The sequence below is a fragment of the Variovorax sp. JS1663 genome (assembly GCF_002157355.1).
GTDB lineage: Bacteria > Pseudomonadota > Gammaproteobacteria > Burkholderiales > Burkholderiaceae_C > Variovorax.
The window spans coordinates 1-25,994 of record NZ_LYMK01000070.1 but is presented as its reverse complement, the minus strand read 5'-3'; the positions used below and the strand labels follow the sequence as shown (position 1 = coordinate 25,994).

Here is a 25,994-nt window from a genome sequence, read left to right as displayed (position 1 = left end):
ATCGGCTTGGCCGTGTCGGCAAACCAACTCTTGATCCTGACACTGTCGCTGGCGCTGTAGGAGAGCAGCAGGTCCAGCCCATCGCGGCTGGCCGTGACGGAGGCAGGCGCGATGCCCGCGGCGAAAGACACGGAATCGATATCGCCCGTGCTGTCGACGCTTTCTTCGATGCTGTCACGGCCATCGCCCAGCGCGAAGACATAGGTGTCGCTGCCGGTGCCGCCGCGCAGGAGGTCGGCGCCGGTATCGCCCTGCAAGATGTCTGCACCGGCCTCGCCATCCAGGGTGTCGTTGCCCTGGCCGCCGCTCAATCTGTTGTTGGCGGAATTTCCCACTAGGCTGTTGTCATCGCTGTTGCCCGTAGCGTCACCGGCCGAGGTTCCGGCCAACACCAGATTCTCGAAGTTCGGCAGCAGGTAGAAATGGGACTCGTAATAGCTGGACGCGTCTACATAGACGGTATCGACGCCTTCCCCCGGCTGCTCTGTGTACCAGTCGAAGTCTTCGATGATGTAGGTATCGTTGCCGGCTCCACCGAACAGGGTGTCCAACCCGCTTCCTCCGGAAAGAAGATCGTCGCCGTCTCCCCCTTGCAATTCATCGTCGCCGTCTCCCCCATACAGTTGGTCATCTCCGCCCAGGCCAATCAGCACGTCTGCATATCTATCGCCATATATCCGCTCGCCTCGGTCGCTGCCAGTGAGGGTGTCGCCGTATGCGTCGCCTCGGATGGTGGTGATTTTTTCCTTCATGCCCTCCCAGGTCCAAACCGTGCCGTCGGCAAATGCAACTTCGTCGATGACGGTGTCCGACGGCAGGAATTCGCCGTTGAAGTAGTGATACATGTATTCGATCGTCAGGCTGCCACCATCCTGAAAGACCATCTTCAGATCCGATTCACGGAGCTCGATGTCTGAGATCTGGTCCGGCGCCATGGCCAGCTCGATCCGATTGAAGCCTGCGTCGTGATAGAACTCCCGGATCAGATCGTTCCCATCGCCGAGCGCGTATTTGAAGGTGTCGTTGCCGTCGTACCCGGACAACTGATCATCGCCACGGCCACCAATCAGGACATCGTTGCCGTCCTCGCCGTCCAGTCTGTCATCGCCATCGCCGCCAAGAAGAAGATCGTTCCCTGCGTCGCCCTCGAGCCGGTCGTTGCCTTGGCCTCCTGCCAGGATGTCGTTGCCATCCTTTCCGCGAAGTACGTCGTTTCCGAGCCCGCCATCGACGTTGTCGTCCGTCTCGAAGGCATTGATGGCGTCATCGCCGGGGGTCGCCAACAGGGCCCGCGACCTGACGTCATCGATGGTCCACACGGTGCCGTCAGAAAACTTGATCGCTTCGAGCGAACGATCGGCAATCAGTGCACCAGAATCTTCGGCGAAAACACCGGTCCACAAGACATATTGCGAGGGGTTCCCCTTGAAAGTGAGCAACACATCGTTGGCGGAATCTCCAGTGGTCTTGACTTTCACGTTGACATCGCCAGGCGCAATGAGGCTGCCGAGTTCCAACAGGTCGGCCCCTCCCTTGTCTGCCACGATCAGCCGGCCATCCCCATACTGATAGCGGTAGGTATCGTTGCTGACGGTACTGTCGTCTTGGGCAATATCGAGCCCACCACCACCCACATAGATATCGTTGCCCTCGCCGCCGAGCAAGCGATCGCTGCCGACACCGCCATCCAGTTCGTCATTGCCTCCAAGGCCCCACAGCTCGTCGTCGCCCGCGCCGCCACGCAGGACATCGGGGTTGCTTGTGCCGTACAGGCGGTCATTGAGGTCCCCGCCCTGAGTGGTTGCAGCAATCTCGCTGCTGCTCCACGTGGTGCCATCCGAGAAGACGATGGCCTGAATGGGGTTGCCCGAGCTGCCCGGGCTGCCATTGGCATAGAAGGACGAGACCTTGATGGCATCGAGGGTGCCGCGAAGGGAGAGGAGCAGGTCTGTTCCGACGCGAAAGGCATCGATGTCGTTCTTCGCGATGCCGGGACCGAATTGCAGGACGCTGCGTTGCGCGGTGCTGGAGGCAGGTGCGGCCTGGATGACATCCATGCCATCGCCGCGCCGAAAATGATAGGTGTTGTTGCCGGTGCCGCCATCGAGGACGTCGTTGCCCGTGCCGCCTTGCAGGAAGTCGTCCCCGCCATCGCCGTAGAGGCGATCGTCTCCATCTCCACCGTCCAGGAAGTCGGCGCCCTGAAGGGCCGGCGCCCATGCGCTGCCATCACCGCGCAAGGTGTCGTTGCCCGATCCTCCCAGGAGGGTGTCGTTGGCACCGCCGCCGTCCAACGTGTCGTCGCCATTGCCGCCGTCGAGGCGGTCGTTGCCGTGCTCAGCGAGTGCGATGTTTTCGGGATCGCCGAAGAGCAGGTCGTCCCCGTCGCCTCCGACCAATTCATCGGAGCCCGCGCCGCCGTCGAGTTCGTCGTTGCCGCTGCCGCCATCGAGGTAGTCGTCGCCGGCATACTGAGCGCCGAGGCCGTCGTCGTCGCCCAGGATCAGGTCAGCGCCCGCGCCGCCGTAGAGTTCGTCGGCCTGGCCGCCACCGTAGATGGTGTCGTCTCCATCGCCGCCATCGATGAAGTCACGCCCATGGCGGGCAGGGTCAAGTTGGTGCTTGACGGTCCAGTTGGCGCCGAACTCGGTGTGGGTCTCCTGGGGAGTTTCGGCTTGGGCGACGTAGTCACCCCAGAGGATGTCGGCGCCCTCCCCGCCTTCGATGAAGTCGTCTCCCTCGTAGCCAGCCACCGCGTCGATGCCGCTGCCTGCGAAGACGATGTCATCGCCCGCGCCGGCGTTGACGGTGTCGTCGCCTGCACCGGCGTAGATGGTATCGGCACCGGCCCCGACGTTGGTGCCCATGGCCTTGCCGCCGTTGACCTGGGCGTAGGTGAGCTGGGTGCCGGCGATGTAGCTGTGAGTGTCGCCGGGCTCGGGAACGATGTCCTGTGCACGCATGGCGAGCAGGCCAGACAGGTCGGTGTTGGCAAGGGGGTCGATGTTGAAATCGATGTGGCTTTCGGTGACGACGCGCCGGCCGGTGCTGTCGGTGTTGGTCTCGCCCACGCGGGCGCTGTGCACGCGCATGCGCAACCAGCGGTCGGGGCCATCGGCCGTGTTGCTGCCGCTGCTCCAGGCGGTGACGGCGTCATCGCTCTGGTAGCTGGCGTTGTCGCCATCGGCCAGGATGATGTCGGCTCCGGCGCCACCCACGAGGGTGTCGTCTCCGGTGCCGCCGAAAAGGACGTCGTCGCCGGCTGCGCCAATGAGCTGGTCGTCGCCTTCGTTGCCGGCGAGCATGAGGGTGGCGCTGCCGTTGGCAGTGGCAGCCTCGCCGGTGGCAATGGCCGCGTCGAGGGTTGTTTCCAGACCAGCCCAAAGGCGGTCATCGCCGCCACCGCCGTTGAGGATGGTGCCAAAGGGGGAGTTGGCCGCGCCGCCGGTGATGGTGTCGTCGCCTGCAGCACCGGAGACGCTCAGGTAGCGACCATCAGCGAAGACGGCGTTTTCCAGGCGCAAGTCCGCGTTGTACTGTTCGGGCGTGAGCGCAGCCAGCGCGGTCCTGTCGGCGGAGGTACTGAGGTCGAAGGTGTGTCGGGGGACGACGACAACGGGCGGCGTGGGCGCGGGCACGCTGATGCCGAGGTCGCTATCGCTGAAGTTCCTGATGACGACGGTGCTGCCCGCGCCGGTAATGGTCAGCTCTTTGCTGAGGGTGTTGAGGCTGTAGCGGATCGGCTGGGCGGGGTTGCTGTCGTCGTGCCAGACGGTGTAGGGCTGGGCAGCGCTGGCGCTGGTGACGAGTTCGCCGGCGCCGGTCAAGGGACGACCGGCCAGTTGAATGGTGCCTTGGTCGTCGGCGTCGAGGACGATGTCGCGTCCAGTACTTGCCCCAACGATATAGGTGTCGATGCCAGTGCCACCTTCGAGGTAGTCATCGCCCTCGCCGCCGTTGAGGGTGTCGGCACCTGCACCGCCATACAGACGGTCGCCCAACGCATTGTCGAATCCCTGCAGGAGATTCGCGCCATCATCGCCAAACACAATGTGCTGATCCGGCAGCTTGGTGCCTTCCCTGCTCTTGGCGATCAGGGTCTTGGGTGTGGCACTCGCCGCGTCGTAGTAGTCGAAGACCAGCGCACGATCCGAGGGCACACTGGCGTCATAGATCTGGCCGGTATCGTTGTTCTGGTTGCCTTGAATCATGAGGGTGTTGAGCAGCCGAGCGCGGTCAGCCATCCACGCATTGCTGTAGTTGCTCGCAGCGCCACCTGACTGCAAGGCTTCTTTGTCGTCAAGCCAAGCCTGGTACTGATCGCTCCACTCGCTGTCTTCCCACAGACCTTTGAGCTTCGCCTTGCCGGCATCGCTCGCGGCTGTGAGCTTGAAGGGACTCAGGGTTTCAAGCGCGACGATGTCTTCGAAACCAGTGCGGGCCTGCGCCTGTGTGCCAAGATTGCCGCCAACCGCAGATATGACGACATCGCCTTGGATGGCCTTGAACTCATCGCTGTTGACGATGGACGCGAGGGCGTTGTGGAACTCGCTACGTCCACTGTAGCCGTCCTTGCTGTCGACCTCGAACCACGTGTTGCCGCGGGTGTCGCCCTTGAGAGGAATGATGTCGACCTTGAGGGTGCGCGCCAATGCGTTGACGATGTTGTCCAACGCGTCGCCTTCGGCCTTGCCCTGGCCCCAACCGATGATATCGCTCTCACCTATTGCATTGGTGGCGGCCTTCATGAGTGGCACGAACTTCGCCGTGCTGAAGGTGGGGTCGAGCCTGGCGAGCGTGTCTTGAACCGCCAGCGAGTCGACGATGAGCACCAGGCTGTGGGTGTCGCCGAAGTCGTTGTGGCTGAAGTCGTTGACCAGAAGCTTGATGTCCCAGTTCAACAGGCTGGTCAAGGCGGCGCTGACCGCAAAGGTGCCTCGATGCAATGGTTGGTCTTCGATGATGATGCCAACGGCCTCGCCGTAGTGCACCTGCGCGTTGGCGACTGCCGTGGGGAAGTTGCTGGCGAAGACATCGTAGAAATTGAGAATGAGCGTGTCGGCGTAGGTGCGATCGTCTTCAAGGGTGTTCTCCACCGCAGCGCCAGTGGATCTCGCCTTGGTGTCTTTGGCTGCGATGAGAACGCCGAGCTGGTAGTCGAGTTCGACGGCATCGACGGCTTGAAAGTCGGTGGCTAACGGAGGCATGCCGCTGTTAGTCACGGTGGCGACGCGGTCTCTCTCCTTGGCAATGGTGAAGGAACGCCCGAGTGCATCGGCGAGCAACTGGAAGTCCGCGACCTGGTATGCGGTCTCGGTGGGTGGCCTTTGCTTGGCGGCGGTGATGGCCTGCTCGACCATGTCTTTGGCTTCAGCCAACTCTGCCCCATTGGGGTGTATGGGCAGCAAAGCCTTGATCTGCTGGTAGAGCGCCTCGCCTTCAGCGGTGGCGAACTCGGAATCGGCGCCGAGATGACGCACCTCGAGGAAGTTGTCCAGAACCTGCCTCAGGCTCTTGCCGTTCAACAGATCGCCGACGCCGGCGCCGTTGAAGGTGTACGTGGCGTTGATGGGATTGGGAGTCCCGCCGATGGCCTCTTCCTGCCTAAGCAAATTGAACGCAGTGGCCAGATGCCCACCCAAGCTGTAGCCAGTGACGGAAAACTTGTCCGACGCGCCGATCTTGCCGCTGGACTTGAGGCTGGCGTACCAGGCCTCCATGTCGGAGATCTGACCAAAGGCCCAGCCCTTCTCCTTGATTTCAAGAGCATTGGTGGCCTGGTTGTCGCGCGTGGCGTCGTCGGCGAATTCGGTGCTGCGGAAGGACAGGACGAGCTCGCCTGCCTTGATGCCGCGGGATTCGTCGGTACGAAGGGCTCGGAACAAAGTCCCTGAGAAGCCGGTTGGTGTATTGCTGATGTGCTCTACGACCGTCCAATCCTCAACGAATTCGTCGGCCTGGACTTGCGTGAATCTGCTGGAGCGCTCGTTGCCGGTCTTCAGAACGAGATCATCAATCAGTCCGGCGTACTTGCTACCGGGTGGCTGGTTTTTCTGATCAAACAACGCCTCTGCAGCCATCTGCAAATTTGCGTATTTCAGGTATGTTGCAATATCACTCATCACCAATCTCCCTACTTCGGCTTCAGAACTTGATCAACAAACATTCGCGTCGGTGCTCCAACCCAACCTTTCAGCTCTGGGCACGTCCTCGCGAAGCCCCAAGGCGCGCGAGCGCCTGCTGTACTCCCCTGTCCGGGGTCCATCGCATACCAAGTGCTATGCGCCAGAACCTCTTTCGTTTGGACGTCTGTGACGGTTACGGTGGTACCCGCGATCCAGTATTCGCGATCTCCTGGATCAATCATGTTGACGAACGAAACAGCATATCGGGCTGGCTTTCCGTTTAGAAACGACTTCGACAATTTGCGGGAATCCGGATTGCCACGCTCATCCAAGGTGTAGCGGTAGAGCAGACCGTCATCGCCTCTGACGTCAACGTATCCATAGCCTGGTAGATCAGAAGGCGCATAGTTCAAATAGCCTCGAGGACTTCGTTTGTCTTCGTGGTGTTCCCACTGCAGAAAGCTAGCTACATAGCCTTCCTGGTACCGCTCATTTGCTAGCGCCGCATCGGGCCAATTGGGATCACTCCTATCAGACGACTTGCTTCGTTCGCGAATGTTCAGCAGCAAAACACCCTCGACGTTGTCAACCCTCTTGTAGATCCTTTCTCCCGCCGTCTTGCACCGTTGATCGAATATCACCTTCGCTACCTTGTACTTGCGTTCGTAGCGAATCCGCTCGCCTATGCCCGGCCACAACGGAGTGCTGAACAAAAGTACAACCAAGGTGACCTTCAGCAGCTTTCGCTTCCAGTTCCCGCCACTCCACAGGGCATAGACAATGGCCGCAAGAAACAGAAGACGCACTATCCATCCGACACCGCGCAAAATATCTGCGCCGATACCTAGTTCAAGCACGGCTCAGCGTCCTGACTTCTAAGGTCGTAGTTGCAGTGTCTTTTGCACCTTTTTTCTGCTTCTTGATTTGAGGAATTTCTCTATACGTGATCGAGACCACAGCCAAGCCCAGCAGCACCGCCAAAACAAGTACGAACGCCATCCAAGCGATCACGATCGATTTGCGCTCCGACTCCGCGACTTCACGGTTTTGCTCTGGAAGCCGCATTGCATCGTGCGAGCAAACTGCGTCCAGTTGAATTTGTTCTTGTATCTTCATTGATTGCTCAGTTGGCAAAGGCGCTGTGCGGCAGCGAACAGGTCCGACACCTGAATGAGTCGCCCTCAACGCTCCCGCTGGCCGCCCGCTGCACCGGGCTCAGCAGGTACGCCATGATTCGCCGCCCCATCTTGATCTCCGCAGTCAACTTCATGCCCGGGCTCCACTTGACCGCCTTGCCATCCACGTCGACATGGCTGCGCCCCAGCACCAAAGTCACAGGAAAGGCCGCGCTTCTCGTCGTTCACCGAATGACCCTCGCTAATTTAGGAGACCGATCTGCGACGCGATAGGAGCAACGACTATTTGCGAGATCTATATCGACGCAGAGCCGCGAGAAGGCCGAAGAGAAGATGGCGCGGTGGGAGTTGGCGGTGCGAAGAGCGACGCTGGTTTGAGCTGCGGCTATTGCGTGGCGGAGTCATTGGCCCCACGCTTGCTACGCCCTGCATCCGCGCCGCGGCCGCGCGCGGCGAGCTGGCCTTCGGCACGGTGGACAGCTGGCTGATCTGGCAACTGACCGGTGGCAAGGTGCACGTGAGCGACGTGAGCAATGCCTCGCGCACCATGCTCTTCAACGTGCACACGCACGAGTGGGATGCCGACCTGCTGAAGCTGCTGGACATCCCCGCGTCGTTGATGCCCGAGGTCAAGCCGTCCAGCACACATTTCGCGGACACCGATGCCGGCCTCTTCGATCGCTCCCTGCCCATCGGCGGCGTGGCCGGCGACCAGCAGAGCGCCCTCTTCGGGCAGGCCTGCTTCGAAGCCGGCATGGCCAAGAACACCTATGGCACCGGCTGCTTCCTGCTGATGCACACGGGTGGCGCTTTCCAGCCTTCGCACAACGGCCTGCTCGTGACCAGCGCCGCGCAGACGGCCGGCATGCCGCCGCAGTATGCGATGGAGGGCAGCGTCTTCGTCGGCGGTGCGGTGGTGCAGTGGCTGCGCGACGGATTGAAGGCGATCCAGGGCAGCGCCATCTGCTGATGCAGTTCCAGGCGGACCTGCTGGGGATTCCGGTCGTGCGGACCGAGGTCATCGAGACCACGGCGCTCGGTGCCGCCTACCTGGCGGGGCTGTCGACCGGCGTGTACCGCGACGCTGGCGAGCTGTCCAAGCAGTGGCGGGTCGAGCGGCGCTTCCTGCCGACGCTGAGCCGGGAGAAGGCCGAGGAGAAGATGGCGCGGTGGGAGCTGGCGGTGCGGAGGGCCACGCTGGCCTAGGGGCTCGGGGGCCGCTCATGCGGCCCCCTTCTCCCTGCACCGCTACTCCCTGAGCCTCTCGTGTGGCCGGAGCAAGATAGCCGATGCCTCGCGGGGCTGCAATGAAACGCACCCCCTCCCAAAGTCGATCAAAAGAAACCCGTAGAACTTGCGCCCTATGGCACGCCCGCACGCTTGCGTATTGGGATTAACACCTCAGTGGCTCACCACGCTACCGTGTCACCCGCGACGCCTGAACACGCCGGCCGCGAAGCTGGCCCGTTCGGGAGCACCCGCGGAACCGGCTTTGCCAGGCCGCAGGGTGCGCCCCCGGTGAGGGGGTTGGCGGACCACACGAAGTGGAGGAGCCTGGGGGAGAGCTTCAGTGCCCCGGCACCAGGAAGTCCTGGCTGATCCGCCAGCCCAGCTCGTTCACCCGGTCGAGGAACTGCGTCAGGTACGCATGCAGGCCGGTGGCGAGGATCTCGTCCACGCGCGCGTACTGCAGGTCGGCCAGCAGCTTGCCGGCGCGCCGCTGGGTCTCGGCACTCTGGTCGTTCTGCACCTTCGCGAGATCGTTCACGACCTCTATCAGGCTGGCGTGCAGCGAGCGCGGCATGTCGGCGCGCAGGATCAGCAGCTCGGCCACGCGCTCGGGCTTGATCACGTCACGGTACACCTTGCGGTAGACCTCGAAGGCCGAGACGCTGCGCAGGATCGCGCTCCAGTGATAGAAGTCGTACTCCTGGTCCTCTTCGGTCGCGGCGCCGAAGAACTCGCTGTTGAGGGCGTGGAACTTCACATCGACCAGGCGCGCCGTGTTGTCCGCGCGCTCGATGAAGGTGCCCAGGCGCGAGAAGTAGAAGGCCTCGTCCTGCAGCATGGTGCCGACGGTCACGCCGCGCGAGAGGTGCGAGCGGAACTTGACCCACTCGAAGAACTGGCCCGGGTCGCGCTCGAAGTCGCCGGCGCGCAGCATGCGGTTGACCTCCAGCCAGGTGGTGTTCTGCGTCTCCCACGACTCGGTGGTGAGCGCACCCCGCACGGCGCGCGCGTTCTCGCGCGCCGCGCGCAGGCAGGACAGGATGGACGAGGGATTGGACTCGTCCTTCACCATGAACTCCATCACCCGGTCCGGCGTGATCTGGTCGTACTTCTCGTTGAAGGCGGGCAGCAGCTCGCTGATCGACAGCAGGCCCTGCCAGCCGTACTTGGCAACCTCGGCCGACTGCGGCAGCAGCGAGGTCTGGTAGTTGACGTCGAGCATGCGGGCGGTGTTCTCCGCGCGCTCGGTGTAGCGGGACATCCAGTAGAGGTGATCGGCGGTACGCGACAGCATGGTGTTCCTTCCTCCTCGGAAATCAGCTCGACTGGGTCTGCGTCTGGGACTGGGCCTGGCCAGGCTCGCCGTTGCGCGGCTTGTTCCACCGATCCGCCTCGAGGATCCAGGTGTCCTTGGTGCCGCCGCCCTGCGAGGAGTTGACCACCAGCGATCCCTCCTTGAGCGCGACCCGCGTGAGCCCGCCCGGCACCATCTGCACCTCCTTGCCCGAGAGCACGAAGGGTCGCAGGTCGATGTGGCGCGGCGCGATGCCGGCCTCGACGAAGGTGGGCGAGGTCGACAGGCTCAGCGTCGGCTGCGCGATGTAGCCGTCGGGCTTGGCGATCACCGCCTTCTTGAAGTCCTCGATCTCGGCCTGCGTCGCGGCCGGGCCGATCAGCATCCCATAGCCGCCGGCGCCGTGCACTTCCTTGACCACGAGGTCCTTCATGTGGGCCAGGGTGTAGTCGAGGTCCTCCTTGTTGCGGCACATCCAGGTCGGCACGTTCTTGAGGATGGGCTTCTCGCCGAGGTAGAACTCGATCATCTTCGGCACGTAGGGATAGATCGACTTGTCGTCGGCAACGCCGGTGCCGACCGCATTGCAGATCACCACGTTGCCCTCGCGGTAGGCGCGCATCAGGCCGGCCGTGCCGAGCGTGGACGTGGGGCGGAACACCTCCGGGTCGAGAAAGTCGTCGTCCACGCGGCGGTAGATCACGTCCACGCGGCGCGGACCGCGGGTGGTGCGCATGTAGACGAAGTTGTCCTTGACGAAGAGATCCTGCCCCTCGACCAGCTCCACGCCCATCTGCTGGGCGAGGAAGGCATGCTCGAAGTAGGCGCTGTTGTACATGCCGGGGGTCAGCACCACCACCGTGGGCTCGGCGGTGGCAGGCGGCGCGGAGGCGCGCAGGGTCTCCAGCAGCAGGTCGGGATAGTGCGCCACCGGCGCGACGCGGTTCTGGCTGAAGAGTTCGGGAAAGAGCCGCATCATCATCTTGCGGTTCTCCAGCATGTAGCTCACGCCGCTGGGCACGCGCAGGTTGTCTTCCAGCACGTAGTACTCGCCGCTGCCGCTCGCGTCGGGCGCACGCACGATGTCGATGCCGGCGATGTGCGAGTAGACGTCGTTGGGCACCTTCACGCCCACCATCTCGGGGCGGTACTGGGCGTTGTCGAAGATCTGCTCGGGCGGGATGACCCCGGCCTTGATGATCTCCTGCCCGTGGTAGACGTCGTGGATGAAGCGGTTGAGCGCCGCGACGCGCTGCACCAGGCCCTTCTCCATGCTCTCCCATTCATGGGCGGGGATGATGCGCGGCAGCAGGTCGAAGGGGATCAGCCGCTCCGTGCCCGAGCCGTCCTCGTCCTTCGCGCCGTAGACGGCGAAAGTGATGCCGACCCGGCGGAAGATCATCTCCGCCTCCTCGCGCCGCGAGCGCATCATGTCGACGGGCTGCTTTGCGAGCCACTGGTCGTAGCGCTTGTAGTGGTTACGGACCGTCGCGCCGTGGTAGGGCAGCTGCTCGTACATCTCGTCGAATTTGTGCATGGGCGATCCAATCTCCTTGGACATAGCTTAGCAAGTTCAAGGCCAGAAACCTTGCCGCGCTTACCCGATGCTGCCGGGTTCAGGGCGGCTGATGGTGCCAGTAGCGCCGGGCTTCCTGCCGTTCGCAGCGTACCCGATGGGGTTGCGTGCTGGCCCAGTGGGCCGCACCGCAATGCGCCGAATCGACCACGGCGACGCCGCGCTCTGCATAGCGCGCCAACACCTCCGCGGCCGGGTGGCCGAAGCGATTGCGCCAGCCGGCCTGGACCAGCGCGATGCGCGGGCGAACCGCGTCGAGCAGCGCCGGGCTGGACGAGGTCTTGCTCCCGTGATGCGGCACCAGCAGCAGGTCCGCCTGCAATCCCGGCGCCCGCGAGGCCAGCGCGGCCTCCTGCAGCCGCTCGATGTCGCCGGCCAACAGCGCGGCGGCGCGCCCGTTGCCGATGCGCAGCACGCAGGACACCGCGTTGGGCCGGGTGAACCCCGCGTAGTCGCCCGCTTCCGGATGCAGAATCTCGAAGCGCACGCCGTCCCAGGTCCAGGACTGGCCGGCCAGGCAGCGCTGCACCGGCCGCAGCTGCCGCAGCGGATGCCCGGCCTCGACCGAGCTGCGCAATTCGGCGCCAGGCTGCATGGCCAGCACGGCCGGCGCGCCGCCGGTGTGGTCGCTGTCGCGATGGCTCAGGACCACCGTGTCGACCCGCTCGTCCAGCGCCCGCAGCAACGGCACCAGCACCCGGTGGCCGGCGTCGCTCTCCAGGCTGTAGCGCGGGCCGGCGTCGTACAGCAGGCTGTGGCGCGCGGTGCGCACCAGCACCGCATTGCCCTGCCCGACGTCCGCCGCCAGCAGCTCGAACTCGCCATCGGCCGGCCGCGGCGCCTGCCACAGCAGGGCCGGCAGCAGCAGCGGCAGGCCCTGCACGCGCAGCGACCAGGGCAGGCGCATGGCCAGCAACGCGCCGCCGGTGACGCCGGCGATGGCCGCCCAGAGCGCAGGTGCCGGCGCCGACAGCGTCGCCAGCGGCAGACCGGCCAGCCATTCCAGCAGCCAGGCCAGCAATTGCACGGCCCGCGCGGCCAGGTCCCACAGCAGCGGCACGGCCGCCCCGAGCATGGCCAGCGGCGTGATCACCAGCGTCACCCAGGGAATGGCGAGCATGTTGGCGGCGAGCCCCACCACCGACAACTGCTGGAACAGCAGCAGGCCCAGCGGCGTCAGCGCCAGGGTCACCGTCCATTGCTCGCGCCACATGCGCGCCAGGCGCGCCACGGCGCCGCCGCCGGTCTCATCCGGCGACCCGGCGGCAAACAGCACGCCCACCGCGACGAAGCTGAGCCAGAAGCCCGGCTGCAGCAGCCCCCACGGGTCGAAGGCCACCACCACCGCGCCTGTGCACAGCCAGACGAAGGGCCAGGGCCACTGCCGCCCGGTGAGCCGCAGCAGCGCCGCCGTGGCCAGCATCCAGACCGTGCGCTGCGCCGGCAGGCCCCAGCCGCTGAAGAGCGCGTAGAGCGCCGCCAGCACCACCCCGCCGGCCAGCGCCGCCTGCGGCGCCGGCCACCACAGCATCAGGCGCGTGCTACGCCGCCAGGCCATGCCGACCAGAGCGCCGGCCAGCCACGCGAACATGGTGATGTGCAGCCCGGAGATCGACATCAGGTGGGCCACGCCGGTGGCGCGGAACATGTCCCAGTCGGCGCGCTCGATCGCGGCCTGATCGCCGGTCACCAATGCCGCGATCACGCCGGCCTGCCGCCGGTCGGGCACGCGCTCGAAGACCGCATCGCGCACCGCCTCGCGCGCCCGCTCGACCGGATGGCGCCAGGTCCGGCCCATCGGCTGCGGCCGGGCGTCGCCGGCACCGGTGCGCACGTAGCCGCTGGCCTGCACGCCCTGCTCCCACAGGCGCAGCTCGAGGTCGAAGCCATGCGGATTGAGGTTGCCGTGCGGCGCCTTCAGCCGCACCTGCAGGCGCCATCGTTCGCCGGCATGCACCGGTCCCGGCGCCTCGCCCGCCTGGGCCCGAGGCGCCTGCTCGGGCGCGCGGCCCCACAGGCCGGTGTTGTCCGCGTACCAGCCCAGCGCGATGCGGGCAGGCACGCGCGGCGGCGGGTCCTGGCCAGTGTCGCCGGCCCACCGGGCCGCCTCCACGTCGAAGAGAAAGCGCACCCCGCCTTCGCCGCGCTGCGGCATCTGCGAGACCACGCCCAGCACCTGGAGGTCGCGCCCTTCGAGCGCCGGCTCCAGCGCATTGGCCGCCTGGACCGACGAGCGCCAGCCCGCCAGGCCGGCGCCGCCCAGCGCGCCCGCAAGCAGCAACGCCGGCAACAGCAGGCGCTGCCGGCGCCCCGCGCGCGGTCGCCAGCTCCAACCCGCCGCGGCACCGACCAACAGGGCAACGTACGCGGCGTGATCCCACAGCACGGCCTGCTGCAGTTGCAGCGCCGCCCCCGCCACCGAGCCGGCCATGAAGGCGAAGAAGCCCAGTCCGCGCCCCGGCGCGTCGGGCGTCACAAAACACTCCCCGGAGTCATGCTGCAATCACTCCCTCACACGCATTCAATGGCGCGCTAATTGCTATGCCCTAGTATGCGTCTCGTCCAGAGGCCTCTTTCGACCACCACGAAAAAATGTCCATCCACGCCGCACTCCACCACGTCACCCACTACAAGTACGACCGACCGGTACAACTGGGGCCCCAGGTGGTTCGCCTGCGCCCCGCGCCGCACTGCCGAAGCAAGGTCATTTCGTACTCGCTGCGGGTCGAGCCCGAGCAGCACTTCATCAACTGGCAGCAGGACCCCTTCTCCAACTACCTCGCGCGCCTGGTCTTCCCGGAGAAGACGCGCGAGTTCAAGGTCACGGTCGACCTCGTGGTCGAGATGGCGGTCTACAACCCCTTCGACTTCTTCCTCGAGCCGCAGGCGGAAAACTTTCCCTTCAAGTACACGGAATCGCAGGCACAGGAACTCGCGCCCTACCTCGTGGCCGACCCCGCCACGCCGCTGGTGGCCGCCTACCTCGAAAAGATCGACCGCAAGCCCCAGCGCACGATCGACTTCCTGGTCGGGCTCAACCAGCAGGTGCAGAAGGACGTCGGCTACCTGATCCGCATGGAGCCCGGCGTGCAGACGCCCGAGCAGACGCTGGCCAACGCCTCCGGTTCCTGCCGCGACTCGGGCTGGCTGCTGGTGCAGCTGCTGCGCCATTGCGGCCTGGCGGCGCGCTTCGTCTCGGGCTACCTGATCCAGCTCACGCCCGACGTGAAAGCGCTCGACGGCCCCAGCGGCACCACGGTCGACTTCACCGACCTGCACGCCTGGTGCGAGGTCTACCTCCCCGGCGCCGGATGGATCGGCCTCGATGCCACCTCGGGCCTGATGGCCGGCGAAGGCCACATCCCCCTGGCCTGCACGCCCACGCCATCGAGCGCGGCGCCGATCGAAGGCGCGGTGGACGAGGCCGAGGTCGACTTCGGCCACGAGATGAAGATCACGCGCATCCACGAATCGCCGCGCGTGACCAAGCCCTACACGGAGGAGCAGTGGGCCGAGGTGCTGGCCCTCGGCGAGGCGGTGGATGCACGCCTCGCGGCCGGCGACGTGCGCCTCACCATGGGCGGCGAGCCCACCTACGTCGCCACCGTCGACCGCGACGCGCCCGAGTGGAACACCGATGCCCTCGGCCCCACCAAGCGCGGCTATGCGACCGAGCTGGTGCACCGGCTGCGCGCCGAATACGGCGAAGGCGGCTTCCTGCACTTCGGGCAGGGCAAGTGGTACCCGGGCGAGCAGCTGCCGCGCTGGGCCCTGTCGATCTTCTGGCGCGCCGACGGCCAGCCGGTGTGGCACGACCCCGCACTCTTCGCCGACGAACGCCACCCCACCCACTACACCAGCGAAGATGCCGAGCGCTTCACCCGCGCGCTGGCATGCCGGCTGGGCCTGACCGACCGCTTCGTGCAACCCGGCTACGAGGACGTCTACTACTACCTCTGGCGCGAGCGCCGGCTGCCGGTGAACGTGGACCCCTTCGATTCGAAGCTGGACGACGAACTGGAGCGCGTGCGCCTGCGCCGCGTCTTCACGCAGAAGCTCGACGCCGTCATCGGCTACGTGCTGCCCATCGAGGCGGCGAACGCGGACACCGATGCACCCGCGCTGGCCGGCCCGGGCTGGAAGACCGGGCCCTGGTTCCTGCGCGACGACCGCCTCTACCTCGTGCCCGGCGACTCGCCCATGGGCTACCGCCTGCCGCTGGACTCGCAACCCTGGGCCAGCAAAGGCGACTACCCCTACCTCGTGGAGCGCGACCCGAGCGCGCCGCGCCCGCCGCTGCCCGCCTCGGCCCTGTTCCGCGAGCGCTACACGGGTGCGGTGGGCGGTTCGGTGGACCTGGCCGAGGTGCCCTACGAGTTCGGCACGCCCCAGCAGGCACCCGCCGCGCTGCGCTTCCAGGCCGCGCACGGCAATCCTGCGGCGGCCCGCGCCCAGGCGGCCGTCGGCTCGACCACGCAGCGCCATCCGCAGCGCGGCGAGTCGGCCCACTGGGTCACGCGCACCGCCCTGTGCGTGGAGGTGCGCGACCCGCGCCGCGCCAACGGGCCGGCCGCCGAGAAGGTGGGCAGCGCCTCGGGCCTGCTCTACGTCTTCATGCCGCCGCTGGCGCGGCTGGAGGACTACCTCGACCTGCTCGCCGCGGTCGAGGCCACGGCCGAGGAGCTGGGCCTGCGCATCGTGATCGAGGGCTACCCGCCGCCGCGCGACCCGCGCCTGAAGATGCTGCAGGTCACGCCCGACCCGGGCGTGATCGAGGTCAACATCCACCCGGCTCACAACTGGGGCGAGTTGGTCGCCCACACCGAGTTCCTCTACGAGGCGGCCTTCCAGACCCGCCTGTCCGCCGAGAAGTTCATGACCGACGGCCGCCACACCGGCACCGGCGGCGGCAACCACTTCGTGCTGGGCGGCGCCACGCCGGGCGACAGCCCCTTCCTGCGCCGGCCCGAGCTGCTGGCCAGCCTGCTGCTCTACTGGCACAACCATCCCTCTCTGAGCTACCTGTTCTCGGGCATGTTCATCGGCCCCACCAGCCAGGCCCCGCGCGTGGACGAGGCGCGCAACGACCAGGTCTACGAGCTGGAAATCGCCCTGGCCCAGATCGCGCGCAGCCGCGAGATCCACGGCCAGGAGATGCCGCCCTGGCTGGTGGACCGCACGCTGCGCAACATCCTGGTCGACGTCACCGGCAACACGCACCGCAGCGAGTTCTGCATCGACAAGCTCTACTCGCCCGACTCCACCACCGGCCGCCTGGGCCTGCTGGAGCTGCGCGCCTTCGAGATGCCGCCGCATGCGCGCATGAGCATTGCGCAGCAGCTGCTGCTGCGCGCCCTGGTCGCGCGCTTCTGGGACGCGCCGTACGGCGCACCGGTCACGCGCTGGGGCACCGAGCTGCATGACCGCTTCCTGCTGCCCACCTTCGTGAAGATGGACTTCGAAGACGTCATCAGCGAGATGCGCCAGGCCGGCTTCGCCTTCGACCCGGACTGGTTCGCGCCGCACTTGGAGTTCCGCTTCCCGCTGGTCGGCCAGGTGCAGGCCATGGGCGTGGAGCTCTCGCTGCGCAATGCGCTGGAGCCCTGGCACGTGATGGGCGAGGAAGGCGCGCCCGGCGGCACGGTGCGCTACGTCGATTCTTCGCTGGAGCGCATCGAGGTGCGCGTCACCGGCCTCAACGAGAGCCGCTACGCCATCACCGTCAACGGCCAGGTGCTGCCACTGCAGCCCACCGGCACGGCCGGCGAATTCGTGGCCGGCGTGCGCTACAAGGCCTGGAACCCGCCCTCGGCCCTGCACCCCAGCATCGGCGTGCACGCGCCGCTGACCTTCGACATCGTCGACACCTGGATGAAGCGATCGCTCGGCGGCTGCCAGTACTTCGTCTCGCATCCGGGCGGGCGCAACTACGAGACCTTCCCGGTCAATGCCTACGAGGCCGAGAGCCGCCGCCTGTCGCGCTTCTCGCGCATGGGCCACACGCCGGGCCTGCTGCGCACGCCGCCGGCCAACATCGAGATCGCGGGCAGCCGCGAGTTTCCGTTCACGCTGGACCTGAGACGCTGATGGCATGGGAACATGGTGTGAGAATGGACGCACCTTGGATCCCTTGAACGAATCCCTCTTCGATGCACAGGCGCTGGAGTCGCCTGCCGCGCTGGCCTCGTCGCTGGCGCCACCGGCCTCGCCGGGGCACTACGACGAGCTGCGCGGCATCGTCACCCCGGCGCCGGCAGGCGTGCCGCGGCTGGGCGTGCCCTCGCAGCCTGCGCCGCTGTACGACGCCTCCTTGCCGGCGCCCGCGCCTGCCGACTCCGCCGCCGACGGCTCCGACGACGACGAGCGTGCCCCCCTGGCGCCGCACTGGGCCGGCTTCTTCGAGCAGCTCGGCACCGAAGGCTTCGCCGACCTGCCGCGCCGCGCCGTCAGCCTGCAGCGCCAGATCCGCGACAACGGCGTCACCTACAACGTGTATGCCGACGCCGACGGCCCGCAGCGCCCCTGGTCGCTGGACCTGTTCCCGCTGATCGTCTCGCCCGAGAGCTGGGCGCAGATCGAGGCCGGCGTGCTGCAGCGCGCGCGCCTGCTCAACCGGCTGATGGCCGATGCCTACGGCCCGCGCCAGATGGTCACCGAGGGCCTGCTGCCGCCGGCCCTGGTGCGCGGCAACCCGGGCTACCTGCGCGCCATGCACGGCGTGCAGCCGCCGGGCGACACCTGGCTGCACATCGCCGCGCTGGACCTGGCGCGCGGCCCCGACGGCAACTGGTGGGTGCTGTCGCAGCGCACGCAGGCCCCCTCGGGCCTGGGCTACCTCCTGGAGAACCGGCTCGCCATCGCGCGCCAGTTCCCGCAGGCCTTCGAGTCCCTGCGCGTGCAGCGCCTGGCCGCGACCTACAACGCGATGATGGAAGGCCTGCAGCACATGTGCCCGGCCGGCCAGCCGCCGCACGTGGTGCTGCTCACGCCCGGCCCCTACAACGAGACCTACTTCGAGCATGCCTACCTGGCGCGCTACCTGGGCATCACGCTGGTCGAGGGCAACGACCTCACCGTGCGCGACCAGCGCCTCTACCTCAAGACCCTGCAGGGCCTGCGCCCGGTGCACGGCCTGATCAAGCGGCTGGACGACCAGTTCCTCGACCCGCTCGAGCTGCGCCCCGACTCCACGCTCGGCGTGCCGGGCCTGCTGCAGGCGGTACGTGCCGGCAACGTGCTGGTGGCCAACATGCCCGGCACGGCCTGGCTCGAATCGCCCGCGCTGCTGGGCTTTCTGCCCGCGCTGTCGCGCCGCCTGCTGGGCGAGAAGCTGCTGCTGCCGGCCCTGCCCACCTGGTGGTGCGGCGAGCGCGCCGCCATGGAGGCGGTGCTGCCGCAGCTGGCCGGCTGCACCATCAAGCCCACCTACAACGGCGCGGACGGCCATGCCAGCTTCGACACCGTGCTCGGCAGCCGCATGGGCCGGCGCGAGCTGGACGAATGGGCCGGCCGCATCGTCCGCGAGGGCGAGGAATACACGGTGCAGGGCTACCTGCCGATCTCGCAGGTGCCCACCTGGACGCAGGACCTCGGCCCCGGCCACATCACGCCGCGCTCGGTGCTGCTGCGCGTGTTCGCCGTGAGCGACGGGCCCCAGTCCTGGCGCGTGCTGCCCGGCGGCCTCGCGCGCCTGGCCGGCGCCGACGCGCAGATCGCTTCCATGCAGCGCGGCGGCAGCAGCGCCGACGTCTGGGTGCAGACCCATGGCGAGGTCGACCGCACCACCCTGCTGCAGTCGCATGCCACGCCGGCCTCCCTGGCGCGGCACCGCGCCCCGGTCACCAGCCGCGCGGCCGAGAACATGTTCTGGCTGGGCCGCTACACCGAGCGCGCCGAGAACGCGGTGCGCCTGGCGCGGCTCACGCTGGACCTGCTGGGCGGCGAGGACCTCTCCTCGCCCGCCATGCTGACCTGGCTGCACGACATGGCCCTGCGCAACGCGCTGGTGCCGCGCGAGGTGCCCAGGCTCGCGCGATCGCGGCGCGTGTTCGAGCGTGCGCTGATCGACGAACTGGCCGACATCGACGAGGGCGGCAGCGTGGGCTACAGCCTGCGCTGCATCCGCCAGGCCGCGGCCGCGGTGCGCGAGCGGCTGTCGCCCGACCACTGGAACCAGATCGTGCGCGCCGAGGCCGAGTTCGTGCGCCGCAGCGCCGAGCAGGCCGCGGAGCGCAGCGAGGGTGGCTACGCCAGCGCCGCCGCGCTGCGCATGCTGGAATCGACCAGCACGGCGCTGTCCGCGATGACCGGCGCCCAGACCGACCGCATGACGCGCGACGATGCCTGGCGCCTCCTGTCCATCGGCCGCCACATCGAGCGCCTGGCCTTCCTGTCCGGCGCGCTGGCCGCCGGCTTCGAGATCGGCTCGGTACACGACGTGAGCGGCTTCGAGGCCATGATCGCGCTGTTCGACAGCACCATCACCTTCCATGCCCGCTACCAGCAGCGCCGCGACGTCGCGACCATGGTCGACCTGCTGGTGCTCGACGGCGACAACCCGCGCTCCCTGGCCTGGGTCACGCACACCCTGCGCGGGCGCATCGCGCGGCTGGCGGGCAGCGCCCCGGGCAAGCTCACCGCGCTTTCACACGAGCTGCCGGACCCGGGCGCCTGGACGCTGGAGCACCTGTGCGAGCCCGGCTCGGACGCGTGCCACGCCGCCTTGCTGCAGCTGCTCGAAGCCTGCGAGACCGCGGCCTACCACGTGTCGGATGCGATCGGCATCCGCTACTTCACCCTTACCTCCGAATCGCTTCGCTCCGTCGGCGCCTAGGACCATGCTGCTGCACGTCACCCACGAAACGCGCTACGCCTACTCGCCGCCGGTCGAGACGGCGCAGCACCTGGCACACCTGAAGCCGCTCGGCACGGGATCGCAGCGCCTGGTGAGCCACGCGCTCACCGTCAGCCCCCAGCCCGCGCAGCGCAGCGAGTCGCCCGACATCTACGGCAACGGACGCGCCTTCTTCGCGCTGGATTCGACCCACGACGGATTGGTGGTCACGGCCGAAAGCGTCGTCGAGACCGCGCCGCCCGTGCTCTCGCCCACCGCGGCGCGCGAGCTGCCGTGGGAAACGGTGCGCGAGCGCTTCCGCTATGCCAAGGACGTGCCCTTCGACCCCGCGGCCGAGTTCGTCTTTCCCTCGCACTACGTGCCGCGGCACGACGACTTCGCGGCCTATGCGCGGCCCAGCTTCGCCCCCGGCCGCGCCGTCTTCGACGCCGCCATGGACCTCACGCTGCGCATGCATGCCGACTTCCGCTACGACAGCGGCAGCACCGAGATCAGCACGCCCGCCATCGAGGCCCTGGCGCAGCGCCACGGCGTGTGCCAGGACTTCGCCCACATCATGATCGCCTGCCTGCGCACCCTGGGCCTGCCGGCGCGCTACGTCAGCGGCTACCTGCTGACGCAGCCGCCGCCGGGCCGGCCCCGGCTGATCGGCGCCGATGCGTCGCACGCCTGGGTCTCGGTCTACATCCCCGGCGCCGACGGGCCGGGCGACTGGGCCGAGTTCGACCCGACCAACGGCCGCCAGCCCGGCGAGGACTACGTGGCCCTGGCCATCGGCCGCGACTATGCCGACGTCTCGCCGATGCGCGGCGTGCTGCACGGCGGGGCGCGCCACACGCTGGAAGTGCGCGTCACCGTGCAGCCGCTGGAAGAACTGCGGGCCGAGGCGGCGCGGGCGGCACGGTCCCAGACACAGACACAGTCCCAGACACAGACACAATCGCCATCCCAAGACCCAGACAAGGAGCCTTCATGAGCATCAACGACAAACTCAAGAGCCTCGGCATCACGCTGCCGCCGGTCTCGACGCCCGCCGCAGCCTACGTGCCCTTCGTGCAGACCGGCAAGCTGGTCTTCCTCTCCGGCCACATCGCGAAGAAGGACGGCAAGCCCTGGGTCGGCCAGCTCGGCGCGGCCATCGCCACCGAGGAAGGCCAGCAGGCCGCGCGCGCGACCGCGATCGACCTGTTGGGCACGCTGCAGGCGGCCACCGGCGACCTGAACAAGGTCAAGCGCATCGTCAAGGTGATGAGCCTGGTCAACTCCACCGCCGGCTACACCGAGCAGCACCTGGTGACCAACGGCGCCAGCGAGCTCTTTGCCGAAGTCTTCGGCCCCGAAAAAGGCGCGCATGCACGCAGCGCCTTCGGCGTGGCGCAGCTTCCCTTCGGCACCTGCGTCGAGATCGAGCTGATCGCCGAAGTCGAGTAGTTGGACGACACCGACCGCCACCTGCTGACACTGCTGCAGGCCGACGCGCGCGCCCCGGCCGCGGAGCTTGCACGCAAGCTCAAGGTGGCCCGCACGACCGTGGTGGCACGCATCGCGCGGCTCGAACGCGAGGGCGTGATCGCCGGCTACGGCGTGCGGCTGGGCCAGCCGCTCGAACAGGCCGCCGTCCGCGCCTACTGTGGCCTGAGCGTCGCGCCGAAGATGGCGGCCGCCGTGATCCGCGCGCTGGAGCGGCTGCCCGAGCTGGAGGAACTCTCTGCCGTCAGCGGCGAGTACGACTACATGCTCGCGCTGCGCTGCGAAACCAACGAGCAGCTCGACGCCCTGCTCGACCGCATCGGGCTGATCGAGGGCATCGCGCGCACCCACACCTCGGTGGTCCTGAGCCGCAAGATCGACCGGCGCAGCGCGGTCGCCGGCATCCAGCGACCGCCCTCCCCCTGACCTACGACCCTTCGGCCGAAGCCTGCAGCGCCGGCCGCGGCCGCTGCGCCCGGCCCAGCGCGCCGACCACCACCGCCGCCACCATCACCAGCGCCGCGCTCACCAGCATCGTGCTGGAGATGCCCGCGCCGTCCACAACAAGGCCGCCGATCAGCGAGCCGCTCGCGATGGCGACCTGGAAGCCACTCACCAGCAGGGCCTGACCGGCTTCCTGCGCATCGGGCACGGCCTGCATCATCCAGCCCGTCAGCGCCACCGGGATCAGGCCGAAGGCCACGCCCCAGATCACCACCACGGCCGCGCCGCCCACGAGCCCGCCGCCGATCAGCGCGGACAGCACCAGCGCCCCCGCCAGCAGTACCGCGGCCGTCAGCGCCGCCACGCGCACGCTGCGCGCCACCAGGCTGCCGCCGAAGAAGGTGCCGACGAAGCCGGTCGCGCCGTAAACCAGCAGCAGCGTCGTCACCGCATCCGGCCCGAGGCCGAAGTTCTGCTGCAGCAGGGGCTTGAGATAGGTGTAGGCCGCGAAATGCCCGGCGATCAGGAACAGCACCGCCAACAGGCCGACCTGCGCCATGCGGCGCGTGAGCGGCGTCAGCAGGTCGCGCGGCCGGATCGCGCGTGCCGGCGGCATCGGCGGCAGCAGCCAGATCTGCATCAGCAGCACCACCGCCGCCAGCACGCCGGTCACGGCGAAGGCGGCGCGCCATCCGGCCAGGGTGCCGAGGAAGGCGCTCAGCGGCACGCCGAACACCGTGGCGCCGGAGATGCCCGCCAGCACCACCGACATGGCCCGTGCCTGCGAGGCCGGCGGCACCAGTTGCGTTCCGGCGCCCGGCGCGAAGGTCCAGAAGCCGCCGATGCACAGGCCCAGCAGCAGGCGCGCCACCAGCATGGTGGCGAAGTCGGGCGCCAGCGCGGCCAGGAAGTTGGAGGCCACCAGCAGTGCGCTGAGGGCGATCATCACGGTGCGCCGGTCGAGCCGGCCCGCGGCCACGATCAGGGCCGGGCCGGCGAAGGCGGCCAGCACGCCGGGGATGGTCACCATCAGCCCGGCCGTGCCGTCGGAGACTCGGAGGCCGGTGGCGATGTCGGTCAGCAGCCCGATGGGCAGGAACTCGGTCGTGACCATGGCGAAGGTGCCGACGGCGATCGAGCCCACGCCCAGCCAGGTGGCACGTGAGGCTTCGACGCTGCGCGCAGGCGCCGCGCCCGACGCGAGCGCGACTTCTTCGCAGGTGGTGCAGGGAGCGTTCATGAAACGGTTCTTTCCGGGAAAGGAAAAAGCCCGGCCAAGCGAGTTGCCCGGGCTGGTTGCGATGAGCTTCGAGTCTGATCGCGGCGCAGGCCGCCTCCAAGACGGCGCGGGGAAGTTGTCCGTTTCCCTATCGCCAACAATGCGGTCCGCAGAAGCTCATGCGCAAAGCGCCTAACGCGGGTCGGCCGGGACCTGACGGTCATCAGCGCCACCGACGGCAACCATGGCCGCGCCCTCGCCGCTGCAGCGCAGAGCCTGGGCTGCCCCGACACCTCCTACGAAGGCCACGAGGAGATCCCGCGCGACGTGATGCAGGGCTACGGCACCATCGCGGCCGAGCTGGTCGAGCAGACAGGCGCCACGCCGGAGCGGCCGGCGCCCTTCACCCACGTGATCCGTGATCGCGGGCGTCGGTCAGGTATGGTTGACGACGACGCCATCGCGAAATTCCTTTCGACTCTCCTTCGCCCTCGGCCCCACAATCCCCGTCGCACTGACCCCTTTCGGGCGCCACGCGGTCTTCATTGGACTGTTCAGAATCGCCTGCTTCGCGGCAGCAACCTTCTCGGCGCCTGTGCCCTTTTGGGCTGCCACCATTCGCTCCCACGTCTTTCTTTGTGTGACCGCCTGCCGTGAGTCCAGGTCTGGGTCGTAAAGATCCTCCAGGAAATAGTCCAGCAGGCGTTCCTCCTCCGTGGCGCCACTCGCAGGCTGGGTGGCCGATCGCTTGTGGATCTGGTTGTCGGACCCGGACATGTACTTCTGCATGAGAAACTGGTCATAGCCGAAGATCTGGCATGACTGGTAGCCTGCCTTGAACATCGCCTTGGAGAACACCTTCGCAAAGGACGGCTGCCCAGCGTCCCCGTCGAGGCCTCCTTTGCAAGCCCACAGCTTGACCTTTGCCCTGCTCTCCGGCGGAAATCCGAGGGTCTTCAGATGGCCAACGACGTCATCGACACTCACTCGATCGCCGTGAGCGCATACGGCGCTTGTCGACAGATAGTCCAGCCCCTTGTTGCAATGGCCATTGATGTAGAGCTGGTCCGTATCCTTCAGCAGATTGGCCAGTGGCTTGCTCGTGCTTTCCCCCGAGGGCGCGAACACATACTCGGAGGGCTGGAAACCCTTGTCACCCTCGCTGGACGCCTTGAGCACGGACGACAGATTGCCCGCAATTGCGGACGGAAAGGGAGTGAATATCTTCTTCACGATAGCCTCCTGTGTGAGCCATGTGCGCTGGTCGTGAGCAGCGGATGATGGCAGGCGTTGACACTTCCGGCAATCCACGATGCTCCGATTTCTCCTTCGCATCGGCGCTCGTCAGGTCCGCGAAGAATCCGGCATGCCGAACCCGCACTGACTGGCGAATGGGGCGCCCGGACGCTATCCTTTCTCGCCAAGCCCATCCGCGCGAGTCAACCCTGGAGTGGCCATGCCGAGAATCGAACAGAAGTTGATAGAACCGGGCAGTGACATGGAGCGCGCCCTGGCAGAGCTGAGAGGGAGGTTTGTCGCGAAACTGGGGCAGCCGCTTCAATGCGAGTTCGAGAAATTCAAAGAGTGGCTGCAGGCCTATGTGGGTGCTGGCGGCGACCTTCTTGGCGGTTGCAACATACGGGCCGAGGCATTGGCGCCCGTGCTGTCCAAAGCTGGCGAGAAGTCCGGCTTGCTCGCCAGCATGATGAGGGCGCCGGGAAAGACCATCGAGCAGAAATGGACCGCGGTTGAAGAGGCTTTGAACAAAGGACGGGCGCTTGTCATTGAAGGCAGAGGCACCGAGATCAGCGGAGACAAGAGCAAGTTCGCGACCTTCACGAGCTTCCATGCCTTCGTTTTGCTGCAGGTGATCGAGGACGGGGAAAAGAAGAAATGGTTCATCGGCTTCGATCCGGATGTCAGTGCGACGACCGAGACCAGGGATCTGTGGAACAGCTTGATCAGGGCCGCCTTCAACACCCAGGACGTGGAACTCGGCAAATGGAACGCGCAGGTCAAGGATCTGGACCGCAATGCGTTGCACGGGATCTTGACGACAATGATTCTTGGCGCGACGGCCAGCGGGTTCGGGCCACTGGTCAGGAGATACGCAATCGACAGGACAAAAGGTCTGGAGCCGCCTCATCGCGGCTGAGTTGCTGGAGTCGTGATCCTCGTCGCCATCTCACCAAGCAACAGCCGATGCTCTGCCGGCGGCTCATCCGGTTCACTGCCACTGCCTGCACACTATCCGATGGCAGCACCGTGTCCGGCGCGACACTGAATTCGGGTCGGGCATCGGTCAAAGTTGGGGATGAGCCCATTCGTTGCTGGCCGTCGACTCGCCACCGCGAACTTCAGCAGAAGACTGATCTGAGTCATTCGTGCCCGGCGGCCCAAGGGGCGGCGGCGATCATCACCGGACTTTCGCCGGACAGCGGCTCATATGACTGCTGCGCCCCCCGAGATCGGGTACTTAAGGTGGCTCGGTCGTGGTCCGGTCTCCGGTCGTGAATGACAGGTGGGAGGAGAGGAGGAGAAACCATGGGCACTGTGACCTGCCCCCTTCAGCCGTGCCAGTGTTGAGTTAGCGAGTCCAAGGTTTTGGAGACTACTTGATCTCCGGTGATTGCCGAGCATCGCCAG

General features: G+C 66.9%; 15 protein-coding genes and 2 pseudogenes. 8 read left to right on the top strand and 9 right to left on the bottom strand.

What is annotated here, in order from left to right:
- The 4 genes from A8M77_RS37330 to A8M77_RS32555 form a co-directional block, all read right to left on the bottom strand.
- A partial coding sequence (locus A8M77_RS37330; RefSeq protein ID WP_272947467.1) for a calcium-binding protein occupies positions 1-6,122 on the bottom strand: 6,122 nt, incomplete at its 3' end.
- Between the two features lie 11 nt (positions 6,123-6,133).
- Complete coding sequence (locus A8M77_RS35800; RefSeq protein WP_143694861.1) at positions 6,134-6,982, bottom strand: hypothetical protein; 849 nt, start codon at positions 6,980-6,982, stop codon at positions 6,134-6,136.
- The gene (locus A8M77_RS35795) at positions 6,975-7,241 is read right to left on the bottom strand and encodes a hypothetical protein (protein WP_143694860.1); all 267 of its coding nucleotides are present in this window, start codon (positions 7,239-7,241) and stop codon (positions 6,975-6,977) included. The genes A8M77_RS35800 and A8M77_RS35795 overlap by 8 nt, the downstream gene beginning before the upstream one ends.
- 7 nt (positions 7,242-7,248) lie before the next feature.
- A complete protein-coding gene (locus A8M77_RS32555; RefSeq protein WP_086925616.1) occupies positions 7,249-7,461 on the bottom strand; it encodes a hypothetical protein in 213 nt (70 codons plus the stop codon).
- 224 nt (positions 7,462-7,685) lie between these two features.
- Here A8M77_RS32555 and A8M77_RS32550 point away from each other — a divergent pair.
- Positions 7,686-8,467, top strand: a pseudogene (locus A8M77_RS32550) (FGGY family carbohydrate kinase); the annotation flags it as partial.
- A 361-nt stretch (positions 8,468-8,828) separates the two neighbouring features.
- Here A8M77_RS32550 and A8M77_RS32545 read toward each other — a convergent pair.
- The 3 genes from A8M77_RS32545 to A8M77_RS32535 all read right to left on the bottom strand — a co-directional run bounded on the left by A8M77_RS32545 (position 8,829) and on the right by A8M77_RS32535 (position 13,792).
- Positions 8,829-9,785 carry an alpha-E domain-containing protein gene (locus A8M77_RS32545; protein ID WP_086925615.1) on the bottom strand — a complete coding sequence of 319 codons (957 nt, stop codon included), beginning with the start codon at positions 9,783-9,785 and terminating at the stop codon, positions 8,829-8,831.
- Positions 9,786-9,807: 22 nt separating this feature from the next.
- Positions 9,808-11,322 (bottom strand): circularly permuted type 2 ATP-grasp protein, encoded by a 1,515-nt coding sequence (locus A8M77_RS32540; RefSeq protein ID WP_086925614.1) that lies wholly within the window; start codon positions 11,320-11,322, stop codon positions 9,808-9,810.
- A 79-nt stretch (positions 11,323-11,401) separates the two neighbouring features.
- A complete protein-coding gene (locus tag A8M77_RS32535) occupies positions 11,402-13,792 on the bottom strand; it encodes a DNA internalization-related competence protein ComEC/Rec2 (protein WP_086925617.1) in 2,391 nt (796 codons plus the stop codon).
- Positions 13,793-13,953: 161 nt separating this feature from the next.
- On the opposite strand from A8M77_RS32535, the gene A8M77_RS32530 reads away from it, so the two are divergent.
- The 5 genes from A8M77_RS32530 to A8M77_RS32510 are packed head-to-tail and all read left to right on the top strand — an operon-like array spanning position 13,954 to position 22,111.
- A complete protein-coding gene (locus A8M77_RS32530) occupies positions 13,954-17,448 on the top strand; it encodes a transglutaminase family protein (protein WP_086925613.1) in 3,495 nt (1,164 codons plus the stop codon).
- A 4-nt stretch (positions 17,449-17,452) separates the two neighbouring features.
- Complete coding sequence (locus A8M77_RS32525) at positions 17,453-20,194, top strand: circularly permuted type 2 ATP-grasp protein (protein ID WP_443273358.1); 2,742 nt, start codon at positions 17,453-17,455, stop codon at positions 20,192-20,194.
- A 4-nt stretch (positions 20,195-20,198) separates the two neighbouring features.
- Positions 20,199-21,191 (top strand): transglutaminase family protein, encoded by a 993-nt coding sequence (locus tag A8M77_RS32520; protein ID WP_086925611.1) that lies wholly within the window; start codon positions 20,199-20,201, stop codon positions 21,189-21,191.
- The gene (locus A8M77_RS32515) at positions 21,188-21,646 is read left to right on the top strand and encodes a RidA family protein (RefSeq protein ID WP_086925610.1); all 459 of its coding nucleotides are present in this window, start codon (positions 21,188-21,190) and stop codon (positions 21,644-21,646) included. Before A8M77_RS32520 ends, A8M77_RS32515 begins: the two co-directional genes overlap by 4 nt.
- Positions 21,647-22,111 carry an Lrp/AsnC family transcriptional regulator gene (locus A8M77_RS32510; protein WP_086925609.1) on the top strand — a complete coding sequence of 155 codons (465 nt, stop codon included), beginning with the start codon at positions 21,647-21,649 and terminating at the stop codon, positions 22,109-22,111.
- 1 nt (position 22,112) lies between these two features.
- Here A8M77_RS32510 and A8M77_RS32505 read toward each other — a convergent pair whose 3' ends face one another.
- Positions 22,113-23,369 (bottom strand): MFS transporter, encoded by a 1,257-nt coding sequence (locus A8M77_RS32505; protein ID WP_086925608.1) that lies wholly within the window; start codon positions 23,367-23,369, stop codon positions 22,113-22,115.
- Between the two features lie 195 nt (positions 23,370-23,564).
- On the opposite strand from A8M77_RS32505, the pseudogene A8M77_RS37060 reads away from it, so the two are divergent.
- Positions 23,565-23,777: pseudogene (locus A8M77_RS37060) on the top strand (diaminopropionate ammonia-lyase); the annotation flags it as partial.
- Positions 23,778-23,783: 6 nt separating this feature from the next.
- Here A8M77_RS37060 and A8M77_RS35785 read toward each other — a convergent pair.
- Entirely contained in the window at positions 23,784-24,581 is a 798-nt protein-coding gene (locus A8M77_RS35785) for a hypothetical protein (protein ID WP_143694859.1), read from the bottom strand.
- A gap of 223 nt (positions 24,582-24,804) precedes the next feature.
- Here A8M77_RS35785 and A8M77_RS32495 point away from each other — a divergent pair, with 223 nt between their 5' ends.
- A complete protein-coding gene (locus A8M77_RS32495) occupies positions 24,805-25,503 on the top strand; it encodes a hypothetical protein (RefSeq protein ID WP_086925606.1) in 699 nt (232 codons plus the stop codon).
- Positions 25,504-25,994 lie beyond the last annotated feature (491 nt).